Raw genomic sequence first — 21,358 nt, forward strand, 5'->3', positions numbered from 1 at the left:
ACATGGACAAAACCAGTTATGAATAGTGTCAATGCCGGTTTCGAAATTTCTCGTTACTTGCCTGCAGAACTCGGGTCCTGCAAAACTAAAAAATAATCATAACACTTTGAATTTTAAGTTTATTAGGTGAGGTGATACGCAAAGTATTGCCTTGCTTTTCATTTGGCTGACCGCTCTTTTTTGATCGTTCAAACAATGAGTTTGTTCTATGCGTATTGGTATAATCGGCTCTGCTGCAGGTGGCGGATTTCCGCAGTGGAATTGCAACGCCCCGCTTAGCAAGGCTGTTCGTGCGGGTCAGGCTGGATTCCTCAAACGAACACAATCAAGCATTGCCGTCACGCATGATTCCAAAAAATGGGCGCTATTTAATGCCTCGCCTGATATTCGCGAACAAATAGCAGCATATCCCGCCCTGTCCCCTGCTCCAGACGCACCTTTACGTTCTACACCGATTGCCTGTGTGGTTTTAACCAATGCGGACGTTGATCACATTGCAGGCCTCTTGACCCTGCGCGAGCGCGAGCCTTTCGTGCTTTATGCAACCAAACGGGTCATGGACGTTTTGGATGCAAATCCAATCTTTCGGGTTCTCAATCCCGACTATGTCGAACGCAGGTTATTAGCGCTTAATGAGACCATTAGTCTGGAGGGACCAGATGGTCCCATTGGTATTTCCATTGAAACATTTGCGGTCCCGGGCAAAGTCGCCCTCTTCATGGAAAATGAAGGAGCGGCGGAGAAAAACTTTGGAACGGAGGAAGGCGACACAATTGGCCTTCGGGTGTTTGATTCCAATAAGGAAGACTCAAGTTTTTTCTATATTCCTGGCTGCGCCGCCATTGATGCCCCGCTTCGCTCTCGTCTCACCGACAGCAATTGTCTTTTATTTGACGGCACCGTTTTTACTGACACTGAGATGCATGAGACGGGCGTCGGCGCAAAAACTGGTAGCCGCATGGGGCATATGTATATCTCTGGCGCAGGAGGTTCTATGGCTGAGCTGGCATCTCTCAATATTGCGCGGCGCGTTTATGTTCACATCAACAACACGAACCCCATCCTTCAAGAGGGAAGCGACGCCGAAATTGAAGTGTTGAAACAGGGCTGGGAAATCTCTTTTGATGGTATGGAGATATATCTATGACCCTTCAGCGTCATACAAAACTCGAACGCCCCCTCACCCGTGATGAATTTGATGCAGCACTTCGCGGTGTTCTAACAGAACGATATCACAATCTTCATCCGTTTCATAAATTGATGAATGCAGGCGAACTTACCCTTGGTCAGATGCAGGCTTGGGCGCTGAACCGCTATTGTTATCAATATATTATTCCGAAAAAAGACGCGATCATTCTCTCTCGTTCAGACGATCCACTCTTTCGACGTGAATGGCGGAAACGCATGATTGACCACGATGGTGAAGAAGGAAGCGACAATCAAGGTGGTCTTAACCGCTGGATTAAGCTTGCAGAAGGCGTCAATCTTGATGCGGATTTGGTGATCTCTCGCTCTCAAGCTCTTCCTGCAACGCGGTTTGCGACTGGGAACTACATCGACCTTGTATCAGAAAATTCAATGCTCATTGCGGTCGCTTCGTCGTTGACTGAGCTTTTCTCGCCCATCGCAATTGGCGAACGGGTACCTGCCATGCTGGCACGCTATGATTATATCAACGAAAATACTTTGGCCTATTTCACACCGCGCTTGAAACAAGCGCCACGTGATGCAGAATTCACACTGGAGCTTGTCAAAGATTGGGCCACAACACCTGAAGCGCAAAGTGAAGCTATTGATGCGCTTATCGCAAAATGTGATATCCTCTGGGCCATGTTGGACGCTCTCTATCATGCCTATGTTTCACCCGGCCATATACCGCCGGGGGCTTTTGTGCCGGCAGAAGCATAGAGTCATGCAGACAACGCGCACCCGTATACTCATTCAAAATACCACGCGCCCTGTGTTGCGAGGCCATGTTCACATGCACTATAATGAATTGCGCGAGGCCCATGCTGTTCTCGCACCTGAACATGTTTATTGGCCCGATGACATCAGCGTTGCAATTTTAAAAAAACTGGATGGCGTGCGAGACGTCGCAACAATCATTGACGAACTTGCCAGCGATTATGCCGCGCCCGTTGATGCGGTTGGTGCGGATATACGGGAATTTTTACAAACTTGGGCAGATGAACGGCTGATAACCGAGGTGCTATCATGAGCGAGCCAGATGTCACCATTGGGCTACCCATCGGGATGTTGGCTGAGCTTACGCATCGCTGTCCTTTACAATGCCCCTATTGTTCTAATCCAGCAAAACTTCTTAAAGCCAATTTAGAACTTTCAGAACAAGACTGGTGTCGTGTGTTTGAGGAAGCCGCTGATCTTGGGGTTTTGCAAATGCATCTTTCCGGTGGTGAACCAACCTTGCGCCGCGACTTAGAGCGCCTCATCAAAACGCTTTCAAACCGCGGCGTTTATACCAATCTGATTACGGCGGGCGTCATGGTTGGTAAGGACAGGCTTTCAAGTCTCGCTGATGCTGGATTGGAACATGTGCAACTGTCCATTCAAGGGGCCAATGCTGAGACCACCGAGTTGATTGGCAACTTTAAAGGTGGCTTTGAACAAAAACTTGAAACCGCCAAACATACCCGTGCGCTCGGATTGCCGCTCACCATCAACGCACCGATCCACCGCCATAATATCGATCAGGTGGAAGACTTTATTCAATTGGCGCTGGACCTTGACGCAGAGCGTATAGAGATCGCCAATGTGCAATATTACGGCTGGGCTTATCTCAACCGCCCAGCCCTGATGCCGGAGCGCGACAAGATTGAAAGACAAGTTGAGATTGTTGAAAAAGCCCGCAAAGCCTTACGTGGCATTTTAACCATCGATTTCGTGACACCCGACTATTATGCCGATTATCCCAAACCTTGCATGGGTGGCTGGGGGTCGGATGCATTGGTTGTCACTCCACAAGGCAAGGTCTTGCCGTGTCATGCCGCAGAAACGATTCCTAACTTGAGCTTTGATAATGTGAAGGATAAATCTTTGCAGAAAATATGGACCACATCGTCTGCATTCAACGCCTATCGGGGCACAGACTGGATGCAAGAGCCTTGTCGATCTTGCCCGCGCAAAGAACTTGATTTTGGCGGCTGTCGCTGTCAAGCAATGGCACTGGTGGGCGATGCAAGCGCCACGGACCCCGCTTGCATGTTGTCATCGCATCACGATAAAATGGGAGAGCTGGCCGTTACCAATGCAACACAGATCAACACAGAATTTGTCTATCGACGCATATCATAACCAACTTCTTTTATGTTAGTGAGCCGCAACTGGATTTATGAAAGAGCTATTGTGATGAAAAAAGACCCCTTCTTCTGTTTTGATGGCGCGCGATGACCGACACTTTACCTATTGATATTGAAGACAAAAAAAAACAAGCCGAAACTTGGTTTCAAACATTGCGCGATCAAATTTGCGCAAGCTTAGAAACGCTGGAAGACAGTGTCGATTTAGGCCAAGATGACATTGCAGCAGGACGCTTTGAGCGGACGCCATGGGAGCGCACAGACCACACAGGCGCTAAGGGCGGTGGCGGCGTTATGTCGATGATGCATGGTCGCTTGTTTGAAAAAGTCGGCGTTCATTGCTCGAGTGTCCACGGCGAATTTTCTCCAGAATTTCGCGACCAAATACCAGGCGCTTCAGAAGACCCGCGGTTTTGGGCATCTGGTATTTCGTTGATCGCCCATCCGTGGAATCCAAATATTCCAGCCGTTCACATGAACACCCGCATGGTGGTGACGACCAAACAATGGTTTGGTGGAGGCGCTGATCTAACTCCCGTTTTAGATCGACGTCGCACACAAGAAGACCCAGACACAAAAGACTTTCACGCCGCCATGGAAAAGAGTGTCGAAGCGCATCAAAACATCATCTCTTACCCGCGCATCAAAGAATGGTGTGAAGAATATTTTTATCTACCCCATCGCGATGAACCGCGCGGGGTTGGCGGCATTTTTTATGACCGTCACAATTCTGGTGACTGGGATAAAGATTTTGCCATGACGCAGGATGTTGGCCGCGGTTTTCTTGATATCTATCCAAAGCTCGTTACCCGCAACATGAACACGCCTTGGAGCGATGCCGACCGCGAGGAACAACTTATCCGGCGCGGACGCTATGTTGAGTATAATCTACTTTATGACCGGGGCACTATTTTTGGCCTGAAGACGGGCGGCAATGTAGCCTCCATCCTCTCCTCGCTGCCACCAGAAGTGAAATGGCCATAGCTAAAGCAAATCAAGCAGCGCTTTCTTGGTCAGCGTAAAATCACTCTCAATCCATAGAGTTTCGAGTTCAGCCAACTTGGCGCCTATTTCTGGTCCTGCGGCCATACCCTTTTTCTTGAGGTCAGCACCCGCAACGGGTAATTGCGGCCTCGTCCATGATCCTGCAACTGCTATCAGGGCGAGGATGCGCTCTGCTCCCTCTTCTTCTTTGGTAAGCCGCTTAGCATATTCGTGTGCTAAAGCATCCACGATGGCCGATGGCTTGCCGCGATATAACACTTTAGAAAATTCTGAATCGCTTAAATCAACATAGGTTTTCGCGAGCGCGCTTTCTTGTGTCCAATCAACAAGCTGTGCCCGTTCGGCATTGGATAGTTTCAATCGATCTGCAACACCATGCACTACGTCATCTGCCGGACGCAGCATGGCCTGAAGGCGGCGCATGGGATCAATCTCCCAATCTTGGTCGCGTTCTGCGGCCAGCATCCAGTGAAACTGATCAAGACCCCAGTTTTCAGATAATATGACATTCAGCACTTCTGTCGTCCGCATCCATAAAATGGCACGCTCAGGATCGCGGGCACGCAAGATTTTTTTAAGCTCACTCCAAACTCGCTCAACAGAAAGCCCTTCAAGCCCCGCTTTCGTGCGCACAACGGCGCGCATTCCATCGCGGTTTGGTCGACCTGCGCCATACCATGCGAAGAAACGAAAAAAGCGCAAAGCACGGAGATAATCCTCAGTAATGCGGATTTCCGCGTCGCCAATGAATCGTATTTCACGGTGCACTAAATCGGCATAACCACCAATTGGATCATGCACATCGCCATTTATGTCAATCGACAAGGCATTCATTGTAAAATCACGCCGCTCGGCATCTTTAACCCAATCGCGGCCAAATTCTACAATCGCATGGCGACCGTCTGTTTTGATGTCTTCTCGAAGCGTTGTCACCTCAAAAGGCTTGCTCTCAACAATCACGGTGACTGTGCCATGATCAATCCCTGTTGGCACAACTTTAAAGCCAGAAGCTTCTGCCATTTTGGTCACTTTATCCGGCGTTGCTGTCGTCGCACAATCAATGTCACCAATCTCTTCACCCAGCAGTGCATCGCGCACCGCACCGCCAATTATGCGTGTTTCCTCGCCCTCAGCATTAAGTACCGTAAGTAAAGTTTTGAGCGCTGGCTCATCAAGCCAAGAACGGTTCACAAGATGGGGTTCCATTAATTCGTCCATAATATCTCACTCAGGCTTGTCGCCTTATCTTTCATAATGTTTTTGAACAGGAAATTCAGGATAGAGAGTTTCATAAAGCAATCGAATAATCCCCGCTGTTACCCCCCAAATACGCCAATCAGTTTCACCGTCATTATAGGGCATCTCGTAATAAAACCGGGAACTACCTTTCCAAAGAATAAAATCATGAGCGTGATTTTCAGGGTTCATCAAAAAAGAAAACGGTACTTCAAAAGCAGCCTCTACCTCATTTGCATCCAGAGTGAAAGAGGCAGGCGGCGTTACTTTGGCGATAACGGGTACCACGCGGAAGCCAGATCCTGTGATATAGGCATCCAAAAACCCCAAAGGTGTGATGTTTTCAACGGGCAAACCAATTTCTTCCATCGCCTCACGCGAGGCCGTTGAGATGGGCCCCTCGTCCACGGCCTCAACCTTACCGCCAGGAAATCCGATCTGACCGCCATGGTTTTTCAAATGTTTTGGACGCATGTTGAGTAAGGTTGTCAGCCCTTCAGGGCGTTCTATCACGGAGAACAAAACCGCTGCCTCACGGAAAGAGTCATAATGATTTCGTACATCAGGATTGAGGATAAGGTCGCCTTTATCTTGAAGGCCTTCCGGCCTTTGATGTAAATGACGCTTAGTGCGCTCAATAAAATCATCATCATGGGAAAACATTAGACTTAATCCGCCTCACTCAAGCGATCGAGTTCGTCTTGGCGCATGATAGCAAAGAAAATGTTGCGACTTGTGACGCCAAACATATCAACGCCGTCAACAGTGCGTGTTTCGCCCAAATCAACAAGTTGATAGAGTAGTGGCCGCGCAAGCAGCGCATCGAGCCGTCCGCGCACATGCACATAAGGTTTCACACCTTCCGTCTTATCTTCATCATCAAAGCGCAAAGGGTGACCGTCACCCACTTCCACCACATCACCAACATTCGTGCGTAGGGTCAAAGCCTGCACGCCCGCTTCTTCATGCACCGTCATTTCAACGGCGACAAATGGCGCGTCATCGACTTGAATACCGATTTTTTCTACCGGCGTTACCAGATAGGTCTTACCGTCTTCATCTTTGCGCAACACTGTTGAAAACAAACGCACCAGTGCTTCGCGGCCAATTGGTGTCCCCATATAATACCAAAGCCCATCGCGCGCGATACGCATATCAAGATCACCACAGAACGGTGGGTTCCACTTCTCCACGGGTGGCATACCAGAGCCCGCATATTTAGCACGCGAAAGCAAAGCCTCTAAGCCGCCAGAAATCTCACCGCCATCAATTGAGGCTACTGGTTTAGTGTCATCAGTCATACCTACTATGTAGCCTGTCTTTTGCGATGCGCAAACAATGGATTATTTTTGACGCTAGGACTGCCTTTGATCAGCGCACTTTTGTTCTCACACGGGTTACTTTCTACTAAAACGGCCCAAACCAGCATTAACCCAAAGTTAAGATTTCGCAGCAGCGCAACGAGAATTTCTCTATATTAAACTCACACGCCCTTACATTAAGGCGGCGGATAAATTTAATCATTGCCAATACTGTATTGGATATAAGAGTGCGCGATTGGAGTAATTGATGTTCGGTAATGCTGAGAAAACGGCAAAGGTTTCCCTCCGAATGTTTGATGAAGAAATAATCATCGGCGATATAATTATGGGGCAAAGCACCTCACTAGAAGGTATTTTATCCAAAGACACCGCTTTTCTTGAAATTGCGATGAACAACGGTGAGCGTCAATTCGTTGCTAAGAGTAAAATCGTTAGTATCAATCCGAAAAAGCCTCTGAAGAAGCCTGTTCTTACCAATCCAATAAATACGAATGACGCCGATGCATATAAGATATTAGGTGTCGCGCAGGATTGTACATTTGATGAAGCAAAAGCGGCCTATCACGCACTCGTCAAGACCTATCACCCAGACTCGTTGGCTGGTCAAACATTGCCTCCAGAAGTTGAACAGTACATGTCGAATATGTTGCGCCAAGTAATCAGCGCCTTTGAAGACGTCAGTACAAAAAAGCACGTAGCAGCTTAACAACAATCAGTTGGGCGCAATGATACTCAGCAAGTTTTAATGTGGCTTCAATATAATTTTTGGCGCCATCACACGACCCGCTTTCAAGTCCTCGAAAGCTGTGGCTCCGGCATCAAGCGGGCGCAAATCTAGCCAATCTAAAGAACCCAATCTACCATCAAAGATTGCCTCTGCTGTGTCCTTAAAATCGGCCATTGTATAAGTGTATGTGCCAATAAAAGTAATCTCATGCAGGGTAAGCCGTCGAACATCAATACCGCCGGAAGCCTCACCCAAACCGATATGAGCAATCACACCGCCCGGGGTGGCGCGCGCTGATGCGGTCTCGCGGGTTGCTTTGTAACCAACCCCATCAACAATCAGATCAAAGGTCTCATCAGGTTTGAGCATCTCAGGCCCTATGACGGTCAACTCAGAGTTTTCATTCATAAATGATTGGCGCTCAGCGTTTGGCTCGATCACGGTTACATCATGAAGACCTTGAGCTTTTGCCGATAGCGCTGCACCAGTACCAATCGCACCACCACCCAGCACCAAAACACGAATCTGTGCTCTAGGAATATGCGCTACAGCATTTCTAGCTAAGCGCACGGCATGCCAGCCGCATGCAACCGGTTCTGTCAATGAGGCCTTATCAAAAGAAATATGATCAGGAACAGTGACGAGGTTTTGGCGAGGCATTTTCAAATATTGCGCGAAGGCACCTTCACGCGGTGGCATAGAAATAATCTGCCGCTTGGCGCAAAGGTTTTCCTGACCGCGTTTACAAGCCGCGCATTCCATGCATGTCACCAATGGATTAACCGTGACACGCCGCCCTTCTTCCGCTTTCGAGACCACAATGCCTGCCGCCTCATGGCCAAGCACCAAGGGCGCTGGACGTCGATCATCATGACCAAGATAGGCGTGCATATCGGAGCCACAAATACCAACACTTTCAACACGAATGAGGACCTCATCAGCCTGAAGGTCAGGCTTTGGATCATCCACATCCATGAAGGCAACAGAATTAGGACCTGTGTAAACGAGTGCTTTCATTTTCCCGAAAATCCGCCGTCGATCATTAAGGTCTGACCGGTAATGTAACCAGACGCCTTTGAGGCAAAGAATAAAATTGGACCGTCAATATCGGATGGCTCACCATTACGGCCGATGCAGGTTTGGCTCGCGTTACGTTCAGCGCGCACTGGGTCATTGAAAACAGCCTTTGTTAATTCAGTGCGAAAAAAACCCGGCGCCAGACCATTGGCGGTGATGCCATATTGCGACCATGCCTCAGCCATGGAGCGGGTCAATTGCACAATGGCTCCTTTAGATGCACCATAAGATACACCCCCAGGAAACGCGCGGTAGCTTTGCAGAGAGGCAAAATTGATGATCCTGCCAAACCCGCGCTCTCTCATGGCAGGCACAAAGGATTGCGCCAAAAAAAACGGTGTCGCGAGATTTAAATCTAGCGTGACATCCCAGCCTTGTGGGGTTACCTCATCAGCCACCTCGCGGGTATTAATGCCAGCAGCATTAACGAGGATATCGGGTGAGCCAAATATATCGCTTACTTCATTTGCAATTTTGGTCAACGAGGATCTATCAGCCAAATCACCGACCACGAAACCAGCCGAACCGGAATTATCAGCTGCCCAACGTGAGAGCATATCTTCGCGCCGTGCGACACCAACAACGGATGCACCTGCGCTGATAAGGATGTCCGCAGCACGACGACCTAACCCAGAACTCGCCCCCGTCACACAGGCAATTTTACCGTTTAGATCAAATAAAGAATGCGGCAGGCTCTCGTCCATAGCTTTTCCAAAGTCAGATAAGGTTGTTAATTAACAAGCTTTCAAATGATAATAGTCAATAGCGCTACCCTAAAGTAGATCGTGCATTCATAGTCAGCATTCATGTATGTAAGCCATTACATTTTGTCTGACAAGTCACAACATATTATGCTACATTTGATTCAAAGGGCAGGTAACTCAATATGCCCCCTAAAAAACATGCTTCATTTTGAAGGGGCTATCAATTGATAAAACGCAACTTGCCAACATTAGAAGAGGTTGCAAAGGCGGCAAAGGTTTCTACCGCTACAGCGTCACGCTGCCTTAATGAACCGCACAAAGTATCTGCCAAAACGCGCGAACGCGTCTTAGAGGTTGTAAAGCAATTACGATATAGTCCGAATTTTGGTGCGCGAGCTATCGCTGCCAATCGCACCAATACCTATGGCGTTGTTATCCCGACGATGGAAAATGCAATTTTTGCGCGTGGCATAGAGGCTTTTCAGCAAACACTGCACAATCATAATGCAACCATGCTTGTTGCAAGCTCATCATATGACCCAGAACAAGAAGAACATCAGATACGAACGATGATTGCGCGTGGCGCTGATGGATTAATGCTCATCGGCACACAGCGCGACCCTGAGATTTATTCATTTTTGTCTGACCGCAATATCCCCCTTGTTATCGCTTGGGCATGTCCGAGCGACAAGTCACACTCCTATGTTGGTTTTGATAATCGCTCCTCTATGAAACAGCTCGCTCAAAAAGCTATAGAGCTGGGCCATCGTTCCTTTGCTTATATCTCGGCCAAGACCCGCATGAACGACCGGGCGCATAACCGTATCTTAGGGGCAAAAGATGCCCTTAAAGATGCAGGCATAGATCCTGATTCCATGCCAATCATAGAAACCAATCAATCGATAGAATGCGGGCGTAAAGCCTTTCATGATGTTATCGCAAACAACGCGCGTCCTACCGTCATATTTGGGGGCAATGATGTGCTTGCTGTTGGAGCTTTGCAGGGAGCCCGAGAAGCTGGGTTAAGCGTGCCTGATGATATTTGCATCACAGGCTTTGATGACATTGAATTAGCGACAGTCACAAATCCTGCATTAACTACCGTTCATGTGCCACACCGTGATATGGGCAGCATTGCTGCTGAAACTTTATTTTCAATGGTAAAAGAGAGCACCGGCCCACATCATATCAAACTTGATACTTATATTGTCGAACGCGCGACACTGACTGCGTTAACAAACTAGTACAACCAATCTGCCTCTTGCATCTTCATATTTTTTACTGTAACTAACCATAATGTAATAGCTTACATTTTAATATGAAAGCAAAAGTATTATGACCTATACCTACCTTAAGAAGTCCACATTAAAGCCTTCAAGCGATACCAGTGATGTTCGCGAGACAGTGCAAACCATCCTCGATGAGATCGAAGCTGGTGGTGATGAAGCAGCGCTTAAATATGCGGCTAAGTTTGATAAATATACTGGCAATTTAATTGTTACTGACGAAGAAATTGAAGCAGCAATTGCACTTGTTCCTGAAAAGTTGAAAAGCGACATCCAATTTGCCCACGACAATGTTCGCAAATTTGCTGAAGCTCAAAAAGCTACACTCAAAGATATTGAGGTGGAAATTGTGCCAGGCCTCATCGCTGGCCAAAAAAGCATTCCTTGCCAGACCGCCGGTTGCTATATACCCGGTGGGCGCTACAGCCACATCGCCTCTGCCATTATGACTGTGACAACGGCTAAGGTTGCCGGATGCAGCAACATTATTGCCTGTTCACCTCCACGACCTGATGTAGGCATTGCCCCTGCCATCATCTATGCATCCCATATCTGTGGTGCAGATAAGATTTTAGCCTTAGGCGGCGTTCAAGGAATTGCCGCAATGACATTTGGCCTCTTTGGCCTCACCAAAGCCGATATTCTCGTTGGTCCAGGGAACCAATTTGTTGCGGAAGCCAAACGTATCTTATTTGGACGTGTCGGTATTGATATGTTTGCTGGCCCAACCGACAGTCTTATTTTGGCAGATAAAACAGCCGATGCTGAGATGGTTGCTGCAGACTTGGTTGGTCAGGCTGAGCATGGATATAATTCACCTGTTTGGTTGGTCACCGATGATCAAACACTCGCAGAAAAAGTAATTGAAATTGTTCCGCGATTGATTGCTGATCTACCAGAACTCAATGCTAAAAATGCGGAGGCTGCTTGGCGCGACTATGCTGAGGTTATCTTATGCTCCAACCGTGATGCTATGGCCGCTAAATCAGATGAATATGCCCCTGAGCATTTGACCGTGCAGGCCGAAGACCTAGACTGGTGGCTTGCGCGTCTGGAATGTTATGGCTCACTTTTCCTTGGAGAAGAAACAACCGTTGCCTTTGGTGATAAAGCTTCTGGCACCAATCATGTTTTGCCAACCTCGCAGGCTGCAAAATATACGGGTGGTCTTTCAGTTCACAAGTACATGAAGATCGTCACGTGGCAAAAAGCAACCCGTGAGGGTGCCAAGCCGATCGCTGAGGCTACGGCACGTATCTCGAGACTTGAAGGCATGGAAGCCCATGCACGAACAGCTGACATCCGTTTAAAAAAGTATTTCCCCGGCGAAACATTCGATCTACAACCTTAAATCTGTTTTGATGGCCTAAAGGCTAGGAGTTTAACGTGACAGTAAATGATAAAATATTGAACAGCTTTGTAAAAAACAAAGTTGAATTCGTGACAACTGTGCCTTGCAAGCAGTTAGCTGGTGTCATTGAAGGTATCGAGAAAAACGATGCTATTATGCATGTGCCATCAAACAAAGAAGATGAAGGCATGGGGTTATGTGCTGGGGCTTATATGGGCGGCAAGCGCTCGGCAATCATCATGCAAAACACGGCAATTGGTGTCACCATCAATACATTGGCTACCTTGATCCAATATTACAATATACCCCTACCGATGCTGATCAGCTATCGCGGCGAAATTGGTGAGCGCGTTGCCTGTCAGGTCGAAATGGCGGTTCATACCAAGGCCCTTTTGAGCCAAATGAATATTCAGACATATCATTTCCATAAACCTGATGATGTGGAGGAGTTGGACAGTATTTTGAACCACACCTTCATGAGCCGTAAGCCAACAGCCATTTTAACAGACTCCAATTTTTGGGGAGGATACTGATATGATCCGCAGTGAAATCATTAAAAACCTTATTCCTGTCATTGAAGACGAATTAGTTGTCTGCAACATCGGCCTACCAAGTCAGGAACTGCATATGATGGGCGATCGGCCCACAAATTTTTATATGCTTGGCACGATGGGGCTTTCTTCATCCATTGGGCTTGGACTTGCGCTTGCGCAGAATGAAAAGGTCATTTCCATTGATGGAGATGGGTCTGTCTTGACCAATCTTGGAACTTTGCCAACAATCGCCAATAATGTTGCTAATAATTATATCTTATTCGTGGTCGACAATGGCAGTTACGGATCAACTGGTGATCAGCCAACCTATGCAGGCATGAAAACATCTCTAGCAGAAGTCGCGCGCGCCTGCGGTTGTGAAAATGTCATCGAATGCCAAGCAGAAGACGCTGCTGATGTGATGAAGGGTGCCCTTGCTGGGGAAGAAATGGCCATCATCATTTGCAAATGCGAATCTGGCAATATCCCCGTACCGGTGATTGAACTCGATGCGCCCGTTATACGCCACCGCTTTATGCAAGAAGTGGCTCGCAAAAACCAGTAAGCACTCGCTTAAAGGTCTCTCGAATGAATAAAACGCAGGAAACCGATGTTCACTAACCCGACACTTCATTCCTGCCTAGATGCTCGGCTGATCGCGAAGCGGCGTTTGCCGGGCATGATTTTTGACTATATCGATGGCGCGGCAGGCGAAGGCTATGGCGAGGCGTTAAACCGCGAAGCAATACGCGCCATTCGCCTGATGCCCCGTGTTTTGAATAATGTCGAACACCGCTCCCTAAGCGTCGATGTTTTTGATAAAAAATCTGCCCTGCCTTTTGGCATCAGCCCGATGGGTATGTGTAATCTCGCGGGCCCAGGAACAGATCAAGCCTTTGCAGGTTTGGCTGCAAAGCACGCGATTCCGCTTGGAGTTTCCACCGCCTCATCCACATCGCTTGAAGAATTAGGCATGGCGGCAAAAGGCAATGCATGGTTCCAGCTTTATTTCAGCGGCAATGAAAATGCATCCAATGCGCTCATCAAACGTGCGGAAAACGCTGGTTACAGAACACTTATTCTGACTGTTGATGTGCCAGAAGTTGGGCGCAGGCCGCGCGAACTCAGGCGCGGATTTAAAATGCCGTTCAAAATGGGACCTCGCCAAGCGCTTGATTTTGCACTCCATCCACGATGGTCGCTTGCAACACTCCTTCAAGGCCGACCACAGCTTGCCAATTTTGGTGGGGAATACGGCGAATTTGATCGCACCAGCAGCCGTGCTGGCGCTGATTGGGATTTACTTAAAAAAATTCGCGATGGCTGGAAAGGTAATCTGGTTGTCAAAGGCGTTTTGAATGTTGAAGATGCGCTAAAAATGCGCGCTATGGGCGTTGACGCTATACAGGTTTCAAGCCACGGCGGGCGACAGCTCGATAGCGCCCCTACCCCGATCCATGCCCTGCGCTCCATTCGCATAGCTATTGGTGATGACTATCCTTTGTTTTTTGACAGCGGCATTCGAAGTGGCGATGATATTATCAAAGCCTATGCCATGGGCGCTAATTTCGTTTTTCTTGGTAGGCCCTTTTCGTTTGCTATGGCAGCTGCCGGTGCCAAAGGCGTTGCCGAGATGGCAGACGTACTGGCAACAGAAACGAGCATAACTCTAGCTCAACTGGGCCTATCAGACATCAACGCCGTTACTCACGATGTGATCGTCGCTGATTAAACATCAGCCGATCAATTCATCAGACTTATCATCCGTTTCACCAAACCGCTTGAGGGTCGCAGGTTTTGTGCCTTCATAGACTTTGTCTAGGTTTTCTGAAATCTTCTTGTTTTCACGCTCAAACAAGCTGTTACCTGCGAGATCACTTTCCACAATAAACGGGCCCATGTTTTCAGCTTCTAAAACCCACATAGCTTGCGCAATACCAAGTTCTTTATTCCAGTGCACCGTTTTCACCCGCTTCACACCACGCCCCAAAAGCGCGCCCGTGCCATAGCCCACGGTCGTTAAATAGATCGCGCCATTGGGCACAAAATGTTCTTTGTAATCTGATGGGCTCATACCACCTTTGCCGATAATGAGCTTCGCGCCAGATTTAGCCATCCATTCGCCTATCCACTTTGAAAAACGGAAGGAGGCTGTAGCCGTCACGGCACCAAGCTCATAGGTGCCGTCATCGTTGATGCGCGCTGCGGGCGAGCAATGGAAATTAGCGGCACTCTCACTTGGCAATTCCATTGGAATATTCGCCTTATCTTCAAGTGCACGCATATAAACACCCTCACGGGCGGTATAAATCAAGCCATCTAGATAAACCACATCACCGATGCGAAGCTCGGCTAGGGCTTCAGGCGTTGGCGTCGTGCTCAGGCGGATTTTTCTGTATTTATCTGTTCCTGCTGTTCTAGGGGTGGCATCTCCCATTCGACAGTCTCCCTGCGTTGATAATCGGTGAACCAGTCAGGGTCTGTGCGATATTCGACACGCCCATCTGGATAAACGCGCGCCACAGCGCGGCGCGATGAAAGACAAAAAGCATGGACCGACATCTGCATGCCGCCCGTATGGCAATAGCCCACCTCAATGTGCGCATCGACCACCATGGACTTGCCGACGAAGCCCATCGCGCCCATGCCGATGCTATTGCCCAATTCTTTTAACTCGTCTTCAAGCTCGGCAATTTTAGGGTCTGAATTTTTAGAGCCAACAGTGCGCAAACAAGCAGCACGTTTGCCAAGCACCATGCAGGTGTCTTTGCAGCCGCCAAGCCCGATGCCTATAATGGCTGGCTGGCAGGCCAAGCCGCGCTTGCCAAAAGCCACAAGACTATCGAGATAAAAGCGCTTGATGCCCTGAATACCGTCGGAGGGAAAAAGCATTCTGTAGTCTGTACCAAACAAGCCCCCCTTATGAACCGTGATGAGATCAATCCATTCACCGCCCGGCTCATAGCCATATTCAATTTCTGGCGCGCCAATGCCAACATTGTTGTCATGGTCCGTGCGCCACAAAGGGTGCACACGATTAGGGCGTAGTGGCACGCCATTTGTGGCATTGGCTGTTGCGCGCCGCAACGCCGCTTCAAGCGCGATTGGCCCGCCTTCCACTTGAGTTTCATTACCCATTTTAACATACCAGCGCGGCGTACCTGTATCACCACACATAGCGCGGCGGTCTTCTTTGGCGGCTTCATAGTTTTCTAACATTGCCTGAAGTACGAAAGAGGAAAGATCACCATCCTCAACCTTTGCAGCGCTCTTGAGACCATCCAGATAATCTTGCGGTATCTCAATCGCGGCCTTATCCATCAGGACTTCTGCTGTGCTTTGAATTAAATCAATCGAGATCATTGTGCGGCCACCAAAGTTTCAGGTTCACTAGAGGGCAAAATGGTCTCCCCCGGTTTGACGATTGTAAATTGGACATCTTCGCGTGTCACATCAACTGTATCACCATTTTTGCGCGCGACCGTATAATAAGAGCTTTCCATAGCACCGCTATCAGGAAAATCCTCGCGGTAATGCGCGCCGCGTGAATTTTCGCGCTCAATACCCGCTCTCGCTATGACATCGGATACATCACACAAACTCGCCATATTGAGCCAATCATGCCACGTCAGATTAAAGGCAAGATTGTCTGAGGCAACGCCAATCTCCATGAGTTCCGCTTTGATTTCTTCAATTCGCGCAATTCCACGCTCCATGCCAACCTTGTTACGGATCACGCCCGCATCATCCCACATCGCTTCTTGCAATGCCATTCGCAGTTTTTGAACATTAGCTGGTTTCTTTGAGAAAGGATGACAAGCCCGCTCAACCTCGGCACTCAAAACACTTTCATCCGCATCACGCAAAGCGCCCATTGAGCGAATATCTTTACCCATCACATCACCAGCTACTCCACCATAGACCGTGGAATTGGCAACACCATTGCCACCAAGACGGTTAGAGCCATGCGCGCCGCCAGCGTCTTCGCCTGCGACATAAAGACCTTCCATTGCCGTGCGTGCATCAACATCTACGACCACCCCGCCCATGAAGTAATGCGCGGTCGGCACGACCTCAACCAAGCCACCGGCCAGATCAAAACCACTGTCAGCGCAGCGCTTGACCATGCCTTTGAATTTTTGGCGGACATTTTCAACGCCAAGATGCGCCATGGAGATATAAACGCCGCCGTTTTGGGACGAATTGTTTTTCTTCATTTCTGCATAAATACCACGACTAACAACATCGCGTGTCGCACGTTCACCAAGGGGGTCATAATCAAACATAAAACGGTTTTCAGCCCCGTTGAGAAGTTGCCCGCCTGCCCCGCGCAAGCCTTCTTCCAAAACGGTTCCTGTCATTTTTGTATGATCACCCGCTAGCAATCCGGTTGGATGGAACTGCACCATTTCCATATCGCGCAAGGGAAGACCAACACGCAAAGCCATGGCAAGACCGTCCATTGTCTTATCACCGGAAGGCGTATGATATTTATACATGGTGGGACCACCACCCGTTCCCATCAAGACGGTTTTCGCCCGCACGAACCTGAACTTACCTGTGCGCATATCGATGAATAAAACACCAGCCAGTGCGCTGCCGTCTTTAGTCGGAATTAAACCTATGGCTCGGTGTTCTTGAAGTTTTTCAACGGGCCGAGCAAGCACTTGTTCCATCAATCGGCTGATGATCTCAATACCCGTCAAATCACCTTTGTGAACTGTCCGGTCAGCGGTCTGCCCCGCGAAGGCTTTTTGATGCAGGGAACCATCGGCATTACGATCAAAGAAGCAGCCAATCTCATTTTCCAGTTCGCGAATACGCACAACAGCCTGTTCGCAAAGCTTCCAAGCCATATCTTGATCAGGCAACCATTTGCCGCCAATGATCGTATCCATGAAATGGCGCTCAACTGTGTCACCGCCACCCAGCGCGACATTATAACCACCTTGCACCATGCGAGTGCAGCCGCACTTTCCGATTAGCCCTTTTACCGCAATTGTGATCTTCGTGCCTTTGGGTGCAGATTGCTGAGCATGAAGGGCTGCAAACATGCCAGCACCACCCGTCCCAAGGATCAAAATATCTGTGTCATGTCTTTCAATATCATGCGTTGCCATGGGTCAAATCGCCTTTAAAAAGAAAGTGCTGGAAATTAAAAACGAAACAGCGATAGCCAAAGCCGCCATCGTTTTTTGTTTACTCGACCATGGGAGCCATTCAAGCGCAATAAGCCGCAGGCCGCCAAACATATGAACGGCAAGACCAAACACAAGACCGAATTCCACTAGCTTAACCAGTGGGTTTTCCGCCAGCTGTAAAAATTGATCCAGCTCATCGGGCGCGGTCAATGCTTTAGACAAGACATAGAAATGCAAAGGTAGGAAAAGCGCCAGACCAAGACCAGATATGCGGTGTAAAGCATAGGCATACCATAGAGGGTGAGAGCGGTGTGGACGGATCATGACAGCGTCACCGCCATGACAGCCTGCATCCCCATGGCGAGGAGCAAAAGCCCCACACCCCATGTGAAAGCCCGCAAAGGAATATCTTTTAAACCCGTCATCTCATGCACAATAACGCGCAGGCCTATTGCCGCGTGAATGGAGACCGCAACAACAAAGCTGCCATAGAATAAAAACCAGAAAATGCTTCCCTGTGTACGCCCTAAAATCTCGCCCGTACTCAAGCCGTCTTGGATCGCATATATCATCACAGCGAGATGACCGATGGTTAGTGGCGCCATGATCAGCGCAGTTATGCGTTGCAGCATATAGAGGCGGATATCCAACATGGCTATTTCCCCCTCGTAAAGAAGGTGCTGGCTGTTGCTTTTTTCAAACCGGCAATCGCTTTCATCGGGTTTAATTCATTTGGACAATGGAGAGAACAGCTGCCCTGACTGTGGCAATTGTGGCACCCGCCTTTGCCCGATACCGCATCAAGAATAAATTGGCGGCTTTCATTTTTCTCATCATTATAAAGCGTCCATGCGCGCTGAAGAGCGGCAGGGCCGAGATAATCTGCATTACCCGCTACCGTGTCGCAAGAGGCATAACAGATAGAACAATTGATGCATTCAATCCCTGTATCGGCCTCGGCGCGCGCCGCACTTTTCGGATCAACTGCTTCAATCGGATCATGGCGCGTTTTAGAGGGATGATGCAGGCCTTCGGCCTCAACCCATTTATCGAAAAATGGATCCATGTCAGTTGCAAGGTCTTTGATCACTGGCAAATTGCGCAATGGTGCTATTTCTAAACTATCGTCTTGCGTAACTTTTGAAATATGGGTGCGGCATGTCCAGCGCGGCACGCCATTGACCATCATAGCGCATGATCCACACATGCCGACACGACAAGCAAAACGATAGGATAATGTTGGATCTTCATTCTGCTGTATCCACGCGACAACATCCAATACTGTCTGGCTACCGAGAGCAGGAACTTTGAAAGTCTGATATTTTCCAGACACTTCATCACCGCGCCACACAGAGACATTTAAAAATTCTGCATCGCTAGACAAGACATACTCCACTGAACACGATTAATAACGTCCTCGACTATAGCTGTGATTTTGCCCAAGGAATAGTACTTGTTATTATGCAAACTCAACCCACATGAAGGGGGTAGAGTTGCGATTTAACGTAAAAATACTATGATGTGCGAATCATCCTTAGATAAACTATAAAAATGAGCATATTGATGCATCGAGTTGGAGTCTTACCATTTGATATAAGAAGCGGCGATATGGCGTTGCTTTTTGTGACCTCACAAACACGAGGGCGCTGGATATTGCCTAAAGGTTGGAAAAAGAAAAACGAGACCAATGAGGACGCCTGTGCGCGCGAAGCTTTTGAAGAAGCCGGTGTGCATGGAACCGTGTTAAGTGATTTTGCCATCACGACGGTCATAAGCCGTCAGACAGACCAAGGCCTTGAAGACATTGTGGTCACATATTATCCATTTCTAGTTCATGAACAGGTATCAAAATGGCCTGAGCGCAAGAAAAGAGAGCGTCATTGGACACTGTTTGAGGACGCAAAAAAAATTGTTTATCGCGAGGACTTTTTTAATCTTCTCCAACGTTTTGAGAAATTGCAGCCGTGGATTATAGAAGCTGCAGAAGATTATAAATTGCAGCAGAAAGAAGCGCTGAAGCTGGTACGGTAATCACCCAAGCTGCCGCGATCGAAATCACAAATCTACGACGTACAAGCCGTCTTTTTCCTCGAACCGTATTCGTTGCAAAAGCATCATCGGCCGTCTTATTTAGCTTATAAGTTGCGCGGCGTTTTCGACGATTGGGATTTTCTGTGAATTCTCGCAAGAAACCAACACCAAACACTGCACCAACAGCAATGTGCGTTGAGCTAACCGGAAGCCCAAGCGTGGTAGCAATCAACACAGTGACAGCCGCTGACAAAGCCACGCAATAAGCGCGAGGCGAGTTAAGCCGTGTGATCTTTTCACCAACAATCGCGATCAGTTTGGGACCAAAAAGACCAAGCCCCAGCGCGATACCAAAAGCACCAATCACCATAACCCATAGTGGAATAGATACTTTGCTGGCAATTTCGCTGCCTTCGCCAACCGTTGAAACTATCGCAGCCAGTGGTCCAACTGCGTTAGCCACGTCGTTTGCGCCATGGGCAAAAGAAAGAAGAGCGGCACCAGCGATCAACGGTATATTGAAAAGTGAGTTGATACCCTTTCGATCATTATTCATGCCCACTACGCATTTTGCAATATAAGGCTTTGCCAACAAAAAAGCGCCACCGAAGGCCACCAATGAGAAAATGGTAATTTCAATTGTCGACGGCCTCCATATTTTCTTGAGACCCTTCATTGCCATATAGGCTGCAAAAGCTGCTGCCATAAGACCAATCAAAATCGGCACCCAACGCTTAGCTGCGGCAACCCTGTCTTTTTGATCAAAAATTCTGACATTAATAAAAAGAAGTAAAAGGGCCGAAACCGCGGCGCCGAACACCGGTGAGATAACCCAGCTGGCGGCAATTTTTGACATGGTCACCCAATTTACAAGCCCAAAACCAGCAGCAGCAATGCCACCACCCAACACGCCACCAACAATGGAATGGGTTGTTGAAACAGGCGCGCCCAAAATGGTCGCAAGATTGATCCATAAAGCCGCGGCGAGTAAAGCGCTCAACATTAAAAATCGAAAATCGACAACCGCGATATCTTCATTGGGTGTGATAATCCCCTTTGAAATCGTGCTCACCACATCGCCACCTGCCAACAAGGCGCCTGCGCTCTCACAGATTACGGCAATAACGATGGCTGCAAAAACCGTAAGGACTTTACCACCGACAGCAGGCCCCATATTATTGGCAACATCATTCGCACCGATGTTGATCGCCATATAGCCGCCAATGACAGCGGCAACTGCGATCAAAAGCGCCTCTTCACCAAGTCCGGTAAAGCCGCTGCCTGCAAACAATGCGATACCTGCAAGAAAAATAAGCGATAAGCCAACTGGCGCGATTGCTCCGCGCACTTTCAGAGCAACTGATTGACTGAAATCTAGACGACGAAGGTCATTGATATATCGATTTTCAGGTTTCTTAGGTATCTCAGCCATTTAAATTCACGTCCCTTGAATGAAGTGCGACATTAGCAAATGAAAAGGTCAATACCTCACTAAAACAACAAATATAAGAAGATAGATGCGATACTCTGTGGAAATCCATAGTTCAGCCGTAAATATGACCTGTCGCCACCAACCTTAACACCCAGAAAACAAGACCATGATCTGAAAACGTGGTGAACGAAACTGA

Annotated in this window: 24 protein-coding genes; 12 read left to right on the forward strand and 12 right to left on the reverse strand. The window is 48.4% G+C overall.

Annotated features, from left to right (window positions below):
- Nucleotides 1-208: 208 nt before the first annotated feature.
- The 5 genes from pqqB (at nt 209) to hemF (ending at nt 4,301) form a co-directional block, all read left to right on the forward strand.
- Entirely contained in the window at nt 209-1,147 is a 939-nt protein-coding gene (gene pqqB, locus ABJ081_05315; protein MEP6356080.1) for a pyrroloquinoline quinone biosynthesis protein PqqB, read from the forward strand.
- Nucleotides 1,144-1,908 (forward strand): pyrroloquinoline-quinone synthase PqqC, encoded by a 765-nt coding sequence (gene pqqC / locus ABJ081_05320; protein ID MEP6356081.1) that lies wholly within the window; start codon nt 1,144-1,146, stop codon nt 1,906-1,908. Before pqqB ends, pqqC begins: the two co-directional genes overlap by 4 nt.
- A 4-nt stretch (nt 1,909-1,912) precedes the next feature.
- Nucleotides 1,913-2,218 carry a pyrroloquinoline quinone biosynthesis peptide chaperone PqqD gene (pqqD, locus tag ABJ081_05325; protein MEP6356082.1) on the forward strand — a complete coding sequence of 102 codons (306 nt, stop codon included), beginning with the start codon at nt 1,913-1,915 and terminating at the stop codon, nt 2,216-2,218.
- The gene (gene pqqE / locus ABJ081_05330) at nt 2,215-3,312 is read left to right on the forward strand and encodes a pyrroloquinoline quinone biosynthesis protein PqqE (GenBank protein MEP6356083.1); all 1,098 of its coding nucleotides are present in this window, start codon (nt 2,215-2,217) and stop codon (nt 3,310-3,312) included. The genes pqqD and pqqE overlap by 4 nt, the downstream gene beginning before the upstream one ends.
- A 92-nt stretch (nt 3,313-3,404) precedes the next feature.
- Nucleotides 3,405-4,301, forward strand: a complete 897-nt coding sequence (hemF, locus tag ABJ081_05335; protein ID MEP6356084.1) for an oxygen-dependent coproporphyrinogen oxidase — start codon at nt 3,405-3,407, stop codon at nt 4,299-4,301.
- On the opposite strand, the gene ABJ081_05340 is transcribed toward hemF, so the two are convergent.
- Genes ABJ081_05340 through ABJ081_05350 form a run of 3 tightly spaced genes read right to left on the reverse strand, consistent with a single transcriptional unit; the run spans nt 4,302 to nt 6,859 of the window.
- The gene (locus ABJ081_05340; protein MEP6356085.1) at nt 4,302-5,528 is read right to left on the reverse strand and encodes a CCA tRNA nucleotidyltransferase; all 1,227 of its coding nucleotides are present in this window, start codon (nt 5,526-5,528) and stop codon (nt 4,302-4,304) included. It abuts the gene before it with no gap.
- Nucleotides 5,529-5,564: 36 nt separating this feature from the next.
- Nucleotides 5,565-6,221 (reverse strand): CoA pyrophosphatase, encoded by a 657-nt coding sequence (locus ABJ081_05345; protein ID MEP6356086.1) that lies wholly within the window; start codon nt 6,219-6,221, stop codon nt 5,565-5,567.
- Between the two features lie 5 nt (nt 6,222-6,226).
- Nucleotides 6,227-6,859, reverse strand: a complete 633-nt coding sequence (locus tag ABJ081_05350; GenBank protein MEP6356087.1) for a DUF1285 domain-containing protein — start codon at nt 6,857-6,859, stop codon at nt 6,227-6,229.
- 268 nt (nt 6,860-7,127) lie between these two features.
- On the opposite strand from ABJ081_05350, the gene ABJ081_05355 reads away from it, so the two are divergent.
- Nucleotides 7,128-7,586 carry a DnaJ domain-containing protein gene (locus tag ABJ081_05355; protein MEP6356088.1) on the forward strand — a complete coding sequence of 153 codons (459 nt, stop codon included), beginning with the start codon at nt 7,128-7,130 and terminating at the stop codon, nt 7,584-7,586.
- A gap of 36 nt (nt 7,587-7,622) precedes the next feature.
- Here the strand turns inward: ABJ081_05355 and ABJ081_05360 are convergent, their stop codons facing one another.
- Entirely contained in the window at nt 7,623-8,624 is a 1,002-nt protein-coding gene (locus ABJ081_05360; protein ID MEP6356089.1) for an alcohol dehydrogenase catalytic domain-containing protein, read from the reverse strand.
- Nucleotides 8,621-9,388: an SDR family oxidoreductase gene (locus ABJ081_05365; protein ID MEP6356090.1), complete on the reverse strand. Its 768-nt coding sequence runs from the start codon at nt 9,386-9,388 to the stop codon at nt 8,621-8,623. Before ABJ081_05365 ends, ABJ081_05360 begins: the two co-directional genes overlap by 4 nt.
- Before the next feature lie 224 nt (nt 9,389-9,612).
- Between ABJ081_05365 and ABJ081_05370 the strand changes: the two genes are divergently transcribed.
- The 5 genes from ABJ081_05370 to ABJ081_05390 all read left to right on the forward strand — a co-directional run bounded on the left by ABJ081_05370 (nt 9,613) and on the right by ABJ081_05390 (nt 14,290).
- The gene (locus tag ABJ081_05370; protein ID MEP6356091.1) at nt 9,613-10,632 is read left to right on the forward strand and encodes a LacI family DNA-binding transcriptional regulator; all 1,020 of its coding nucleotides are present in this window, start codon (nt 9,613-9,615) and stop codon (nt 10,630-10,632) included.
- 91 nt (nt 10,633-10,723) lie between these two features.
- Nucleotides 10,724-12,025 (forward strand): histidinol dehydrogenase, encoded by a 1,302-nt coding sequence (gene hisD / locus ABJ081_05375; protein MEP6356092.1) that lies wholly within the window; start codon nt 10,724-10,726, stop codon nt 12,023-12,025.
- Nucleotides 12,026-12,060: 35 nt separating this feature from the next.
- Nucleotides 12,061-12,558 carry a sulfopyruvate decarboxylase subunit alpha gene (gene comD / locus ABJ081_05380; protein ID MEP6356093.1) on the forward strand — a complete coding sequence of 166 codons (498 nt, stop codon included), beginning with the start codon at nt 12,061-12,063 and terminating at the stop codon, nt 12,556-12,558.
- Between the two features lies 1 nt (nt 12,559).
- Nucleotides 12,560-13,123 (forward strand): sulfopyruvate decarboxylase subunit beta, encoded by a 564-nt coding sequence (comE, locus tag ABJ081_05385; GenBank protein MEP6356094.1) that lies wholly within the window; start codon nt 12,560-12,562, stop codon nt 13,121-13,123.
- 45 nt (nt 13,124-13,168) lie between these two features.
- A complete protein-coding gene (locus tag ABJ081_05390; protein MEP6356095.1) occupies nt 13,169-14,290 on the forward strand; it encodes an alpha-hydroxy acid oxidase in 1,122 nt (373 codons plus the stop codon).
- A 3-nt stretch (nt 14,291-14,293) separates the two neighbouring features.
- Here ABJ081_05390 and ABJ081_05395 read toward each other — a convergent pair whose 3' ends face one another.
- Genes ABJ081_05395 through ABJ081_05420 form a run of 6 tightly spaced genes read right to left on the reverse strand, consistent with a single transcriptional unit; the run spans nt 14,294 to nt 19,083 of the window.
- Nucleotides 14,294-14,995, reverse strand: a complete 702-nt coding sequence (locus ABJ081_05395) for a fumarate hydratase C-terminal domain-containing protein (protein ID MEP6356096.1) — start codon at nt 14,993-14,995, stop codon at nt 14,294-14,296.
- Nucleotides 14,938-15,921 (reverse strand): fumarate hydratase, encoded by a 984-nt coding sequence (locus ABJ081_05400; protein ID MEP6356097.1) that lies wholly within the window; start codon nt 15,919-15,921, stop codon nt 14,938-14,940. The genes ABJ081_05395 and ABJ081_05400 overlap by 58 nt, the downstream gene beginning before the upstream one ends.
- Nucleotides 15,918-17,678 (reverse strand): FAD-binding protein, encoded by a 1,761-nt coding sequence (locus tag ABJ081_05405; GenBank protein MEP6356098.1) that lies wholly within the window; start codon nt 17,676-17,678, stop codon nt 15,918-15,920. The genes ABJ081_05400 and ABJ081_05405 overlap by 4 nt, the downstream gene beginning before the upstream one ends.
- A 3-nt stretch (nt 17,679-17,681) precedes the next feature.
- Nucleotides 17,682-18,023 (reverse strand): succinate dehydrogenase, cytochrome b556 subunit, encoded by a 342-nt coding sequence (gene sdhC / locus ABJ081_05410; GenBank protein MEP6356099.1) that lies wholly within the window; start codon nt 18,021-18,023, stop codon nt 17,682-17,684.
- Nucleotides 18,020-18,352, reverse strand: coding sequence for a succinate dehydrogenase (locus ABJ081_05415; protein ID MEP6356100.1), 333 nt, complete (start codon nt 18,350-18,352; stop codon nt 18,020-18,022). Before ABJ081_05415 ends, sdhC begins: the two co-directional genes overlap by 4 nt.
- Before the next feature lie 2 nt (nt 18,353-18,354).
- Entirely contained in the window at nt 18,355-19,083 is a 729-nt protein-coding gene (locus ABJ081_05420) for a 2Fe-2S iron-sulfur cluster-binding protein (GenBank protein ID MEP6356101.1), read from the reverse strand.
- A gap of 179 nt (nt 19,084-19,262) precedes the next feature.
- Between ABJ081_05420 and ABJ081_05425 the strand changes: the two genes are divergently transcribed.
- Nucleotides 19,263-19,730: an NUDIX domain-containing protein gene (locus tag ABJ081_05425; GenBank protein ID MEP6356102.1), complete on the forward strand. Its 468-nt coding sequence runs from the start codon at nt 19,263-19,265 to the stop codon at nt 19,728-19,730.
- Here ABJ081_05425 and ABJ081_05430 read toward each other — a convergent pair.
- Nucleotides 19,669-21,162 carry an inorganic phosphate transporter gene (locus ABJ081_05430; protein ID MEP6356103.1) on the reverse strand — a complete coding sequence of 498 codons (1,494 nt, stop codon included), beginning with the start codon at nt 21,160-21,162 and terminating at the stop codon, nt 19,669-19,671. The two genes, ABJ081_05425 and ABJ081_05430, sit on opposite strands and share 62 nt — an antisense overlap.
- Between the last annotated feature and the right edge of the window lie 196 nt (nt 21,163-21,358).

The organism is Hyphomicrobiales bacterium, from assembly GCA_039989895.1.
Classification (GTDB): Bacteria; Pseudomonadota; Alphaproteobacteria; order Rhizobiales; family JACESI01; genus JACESI01.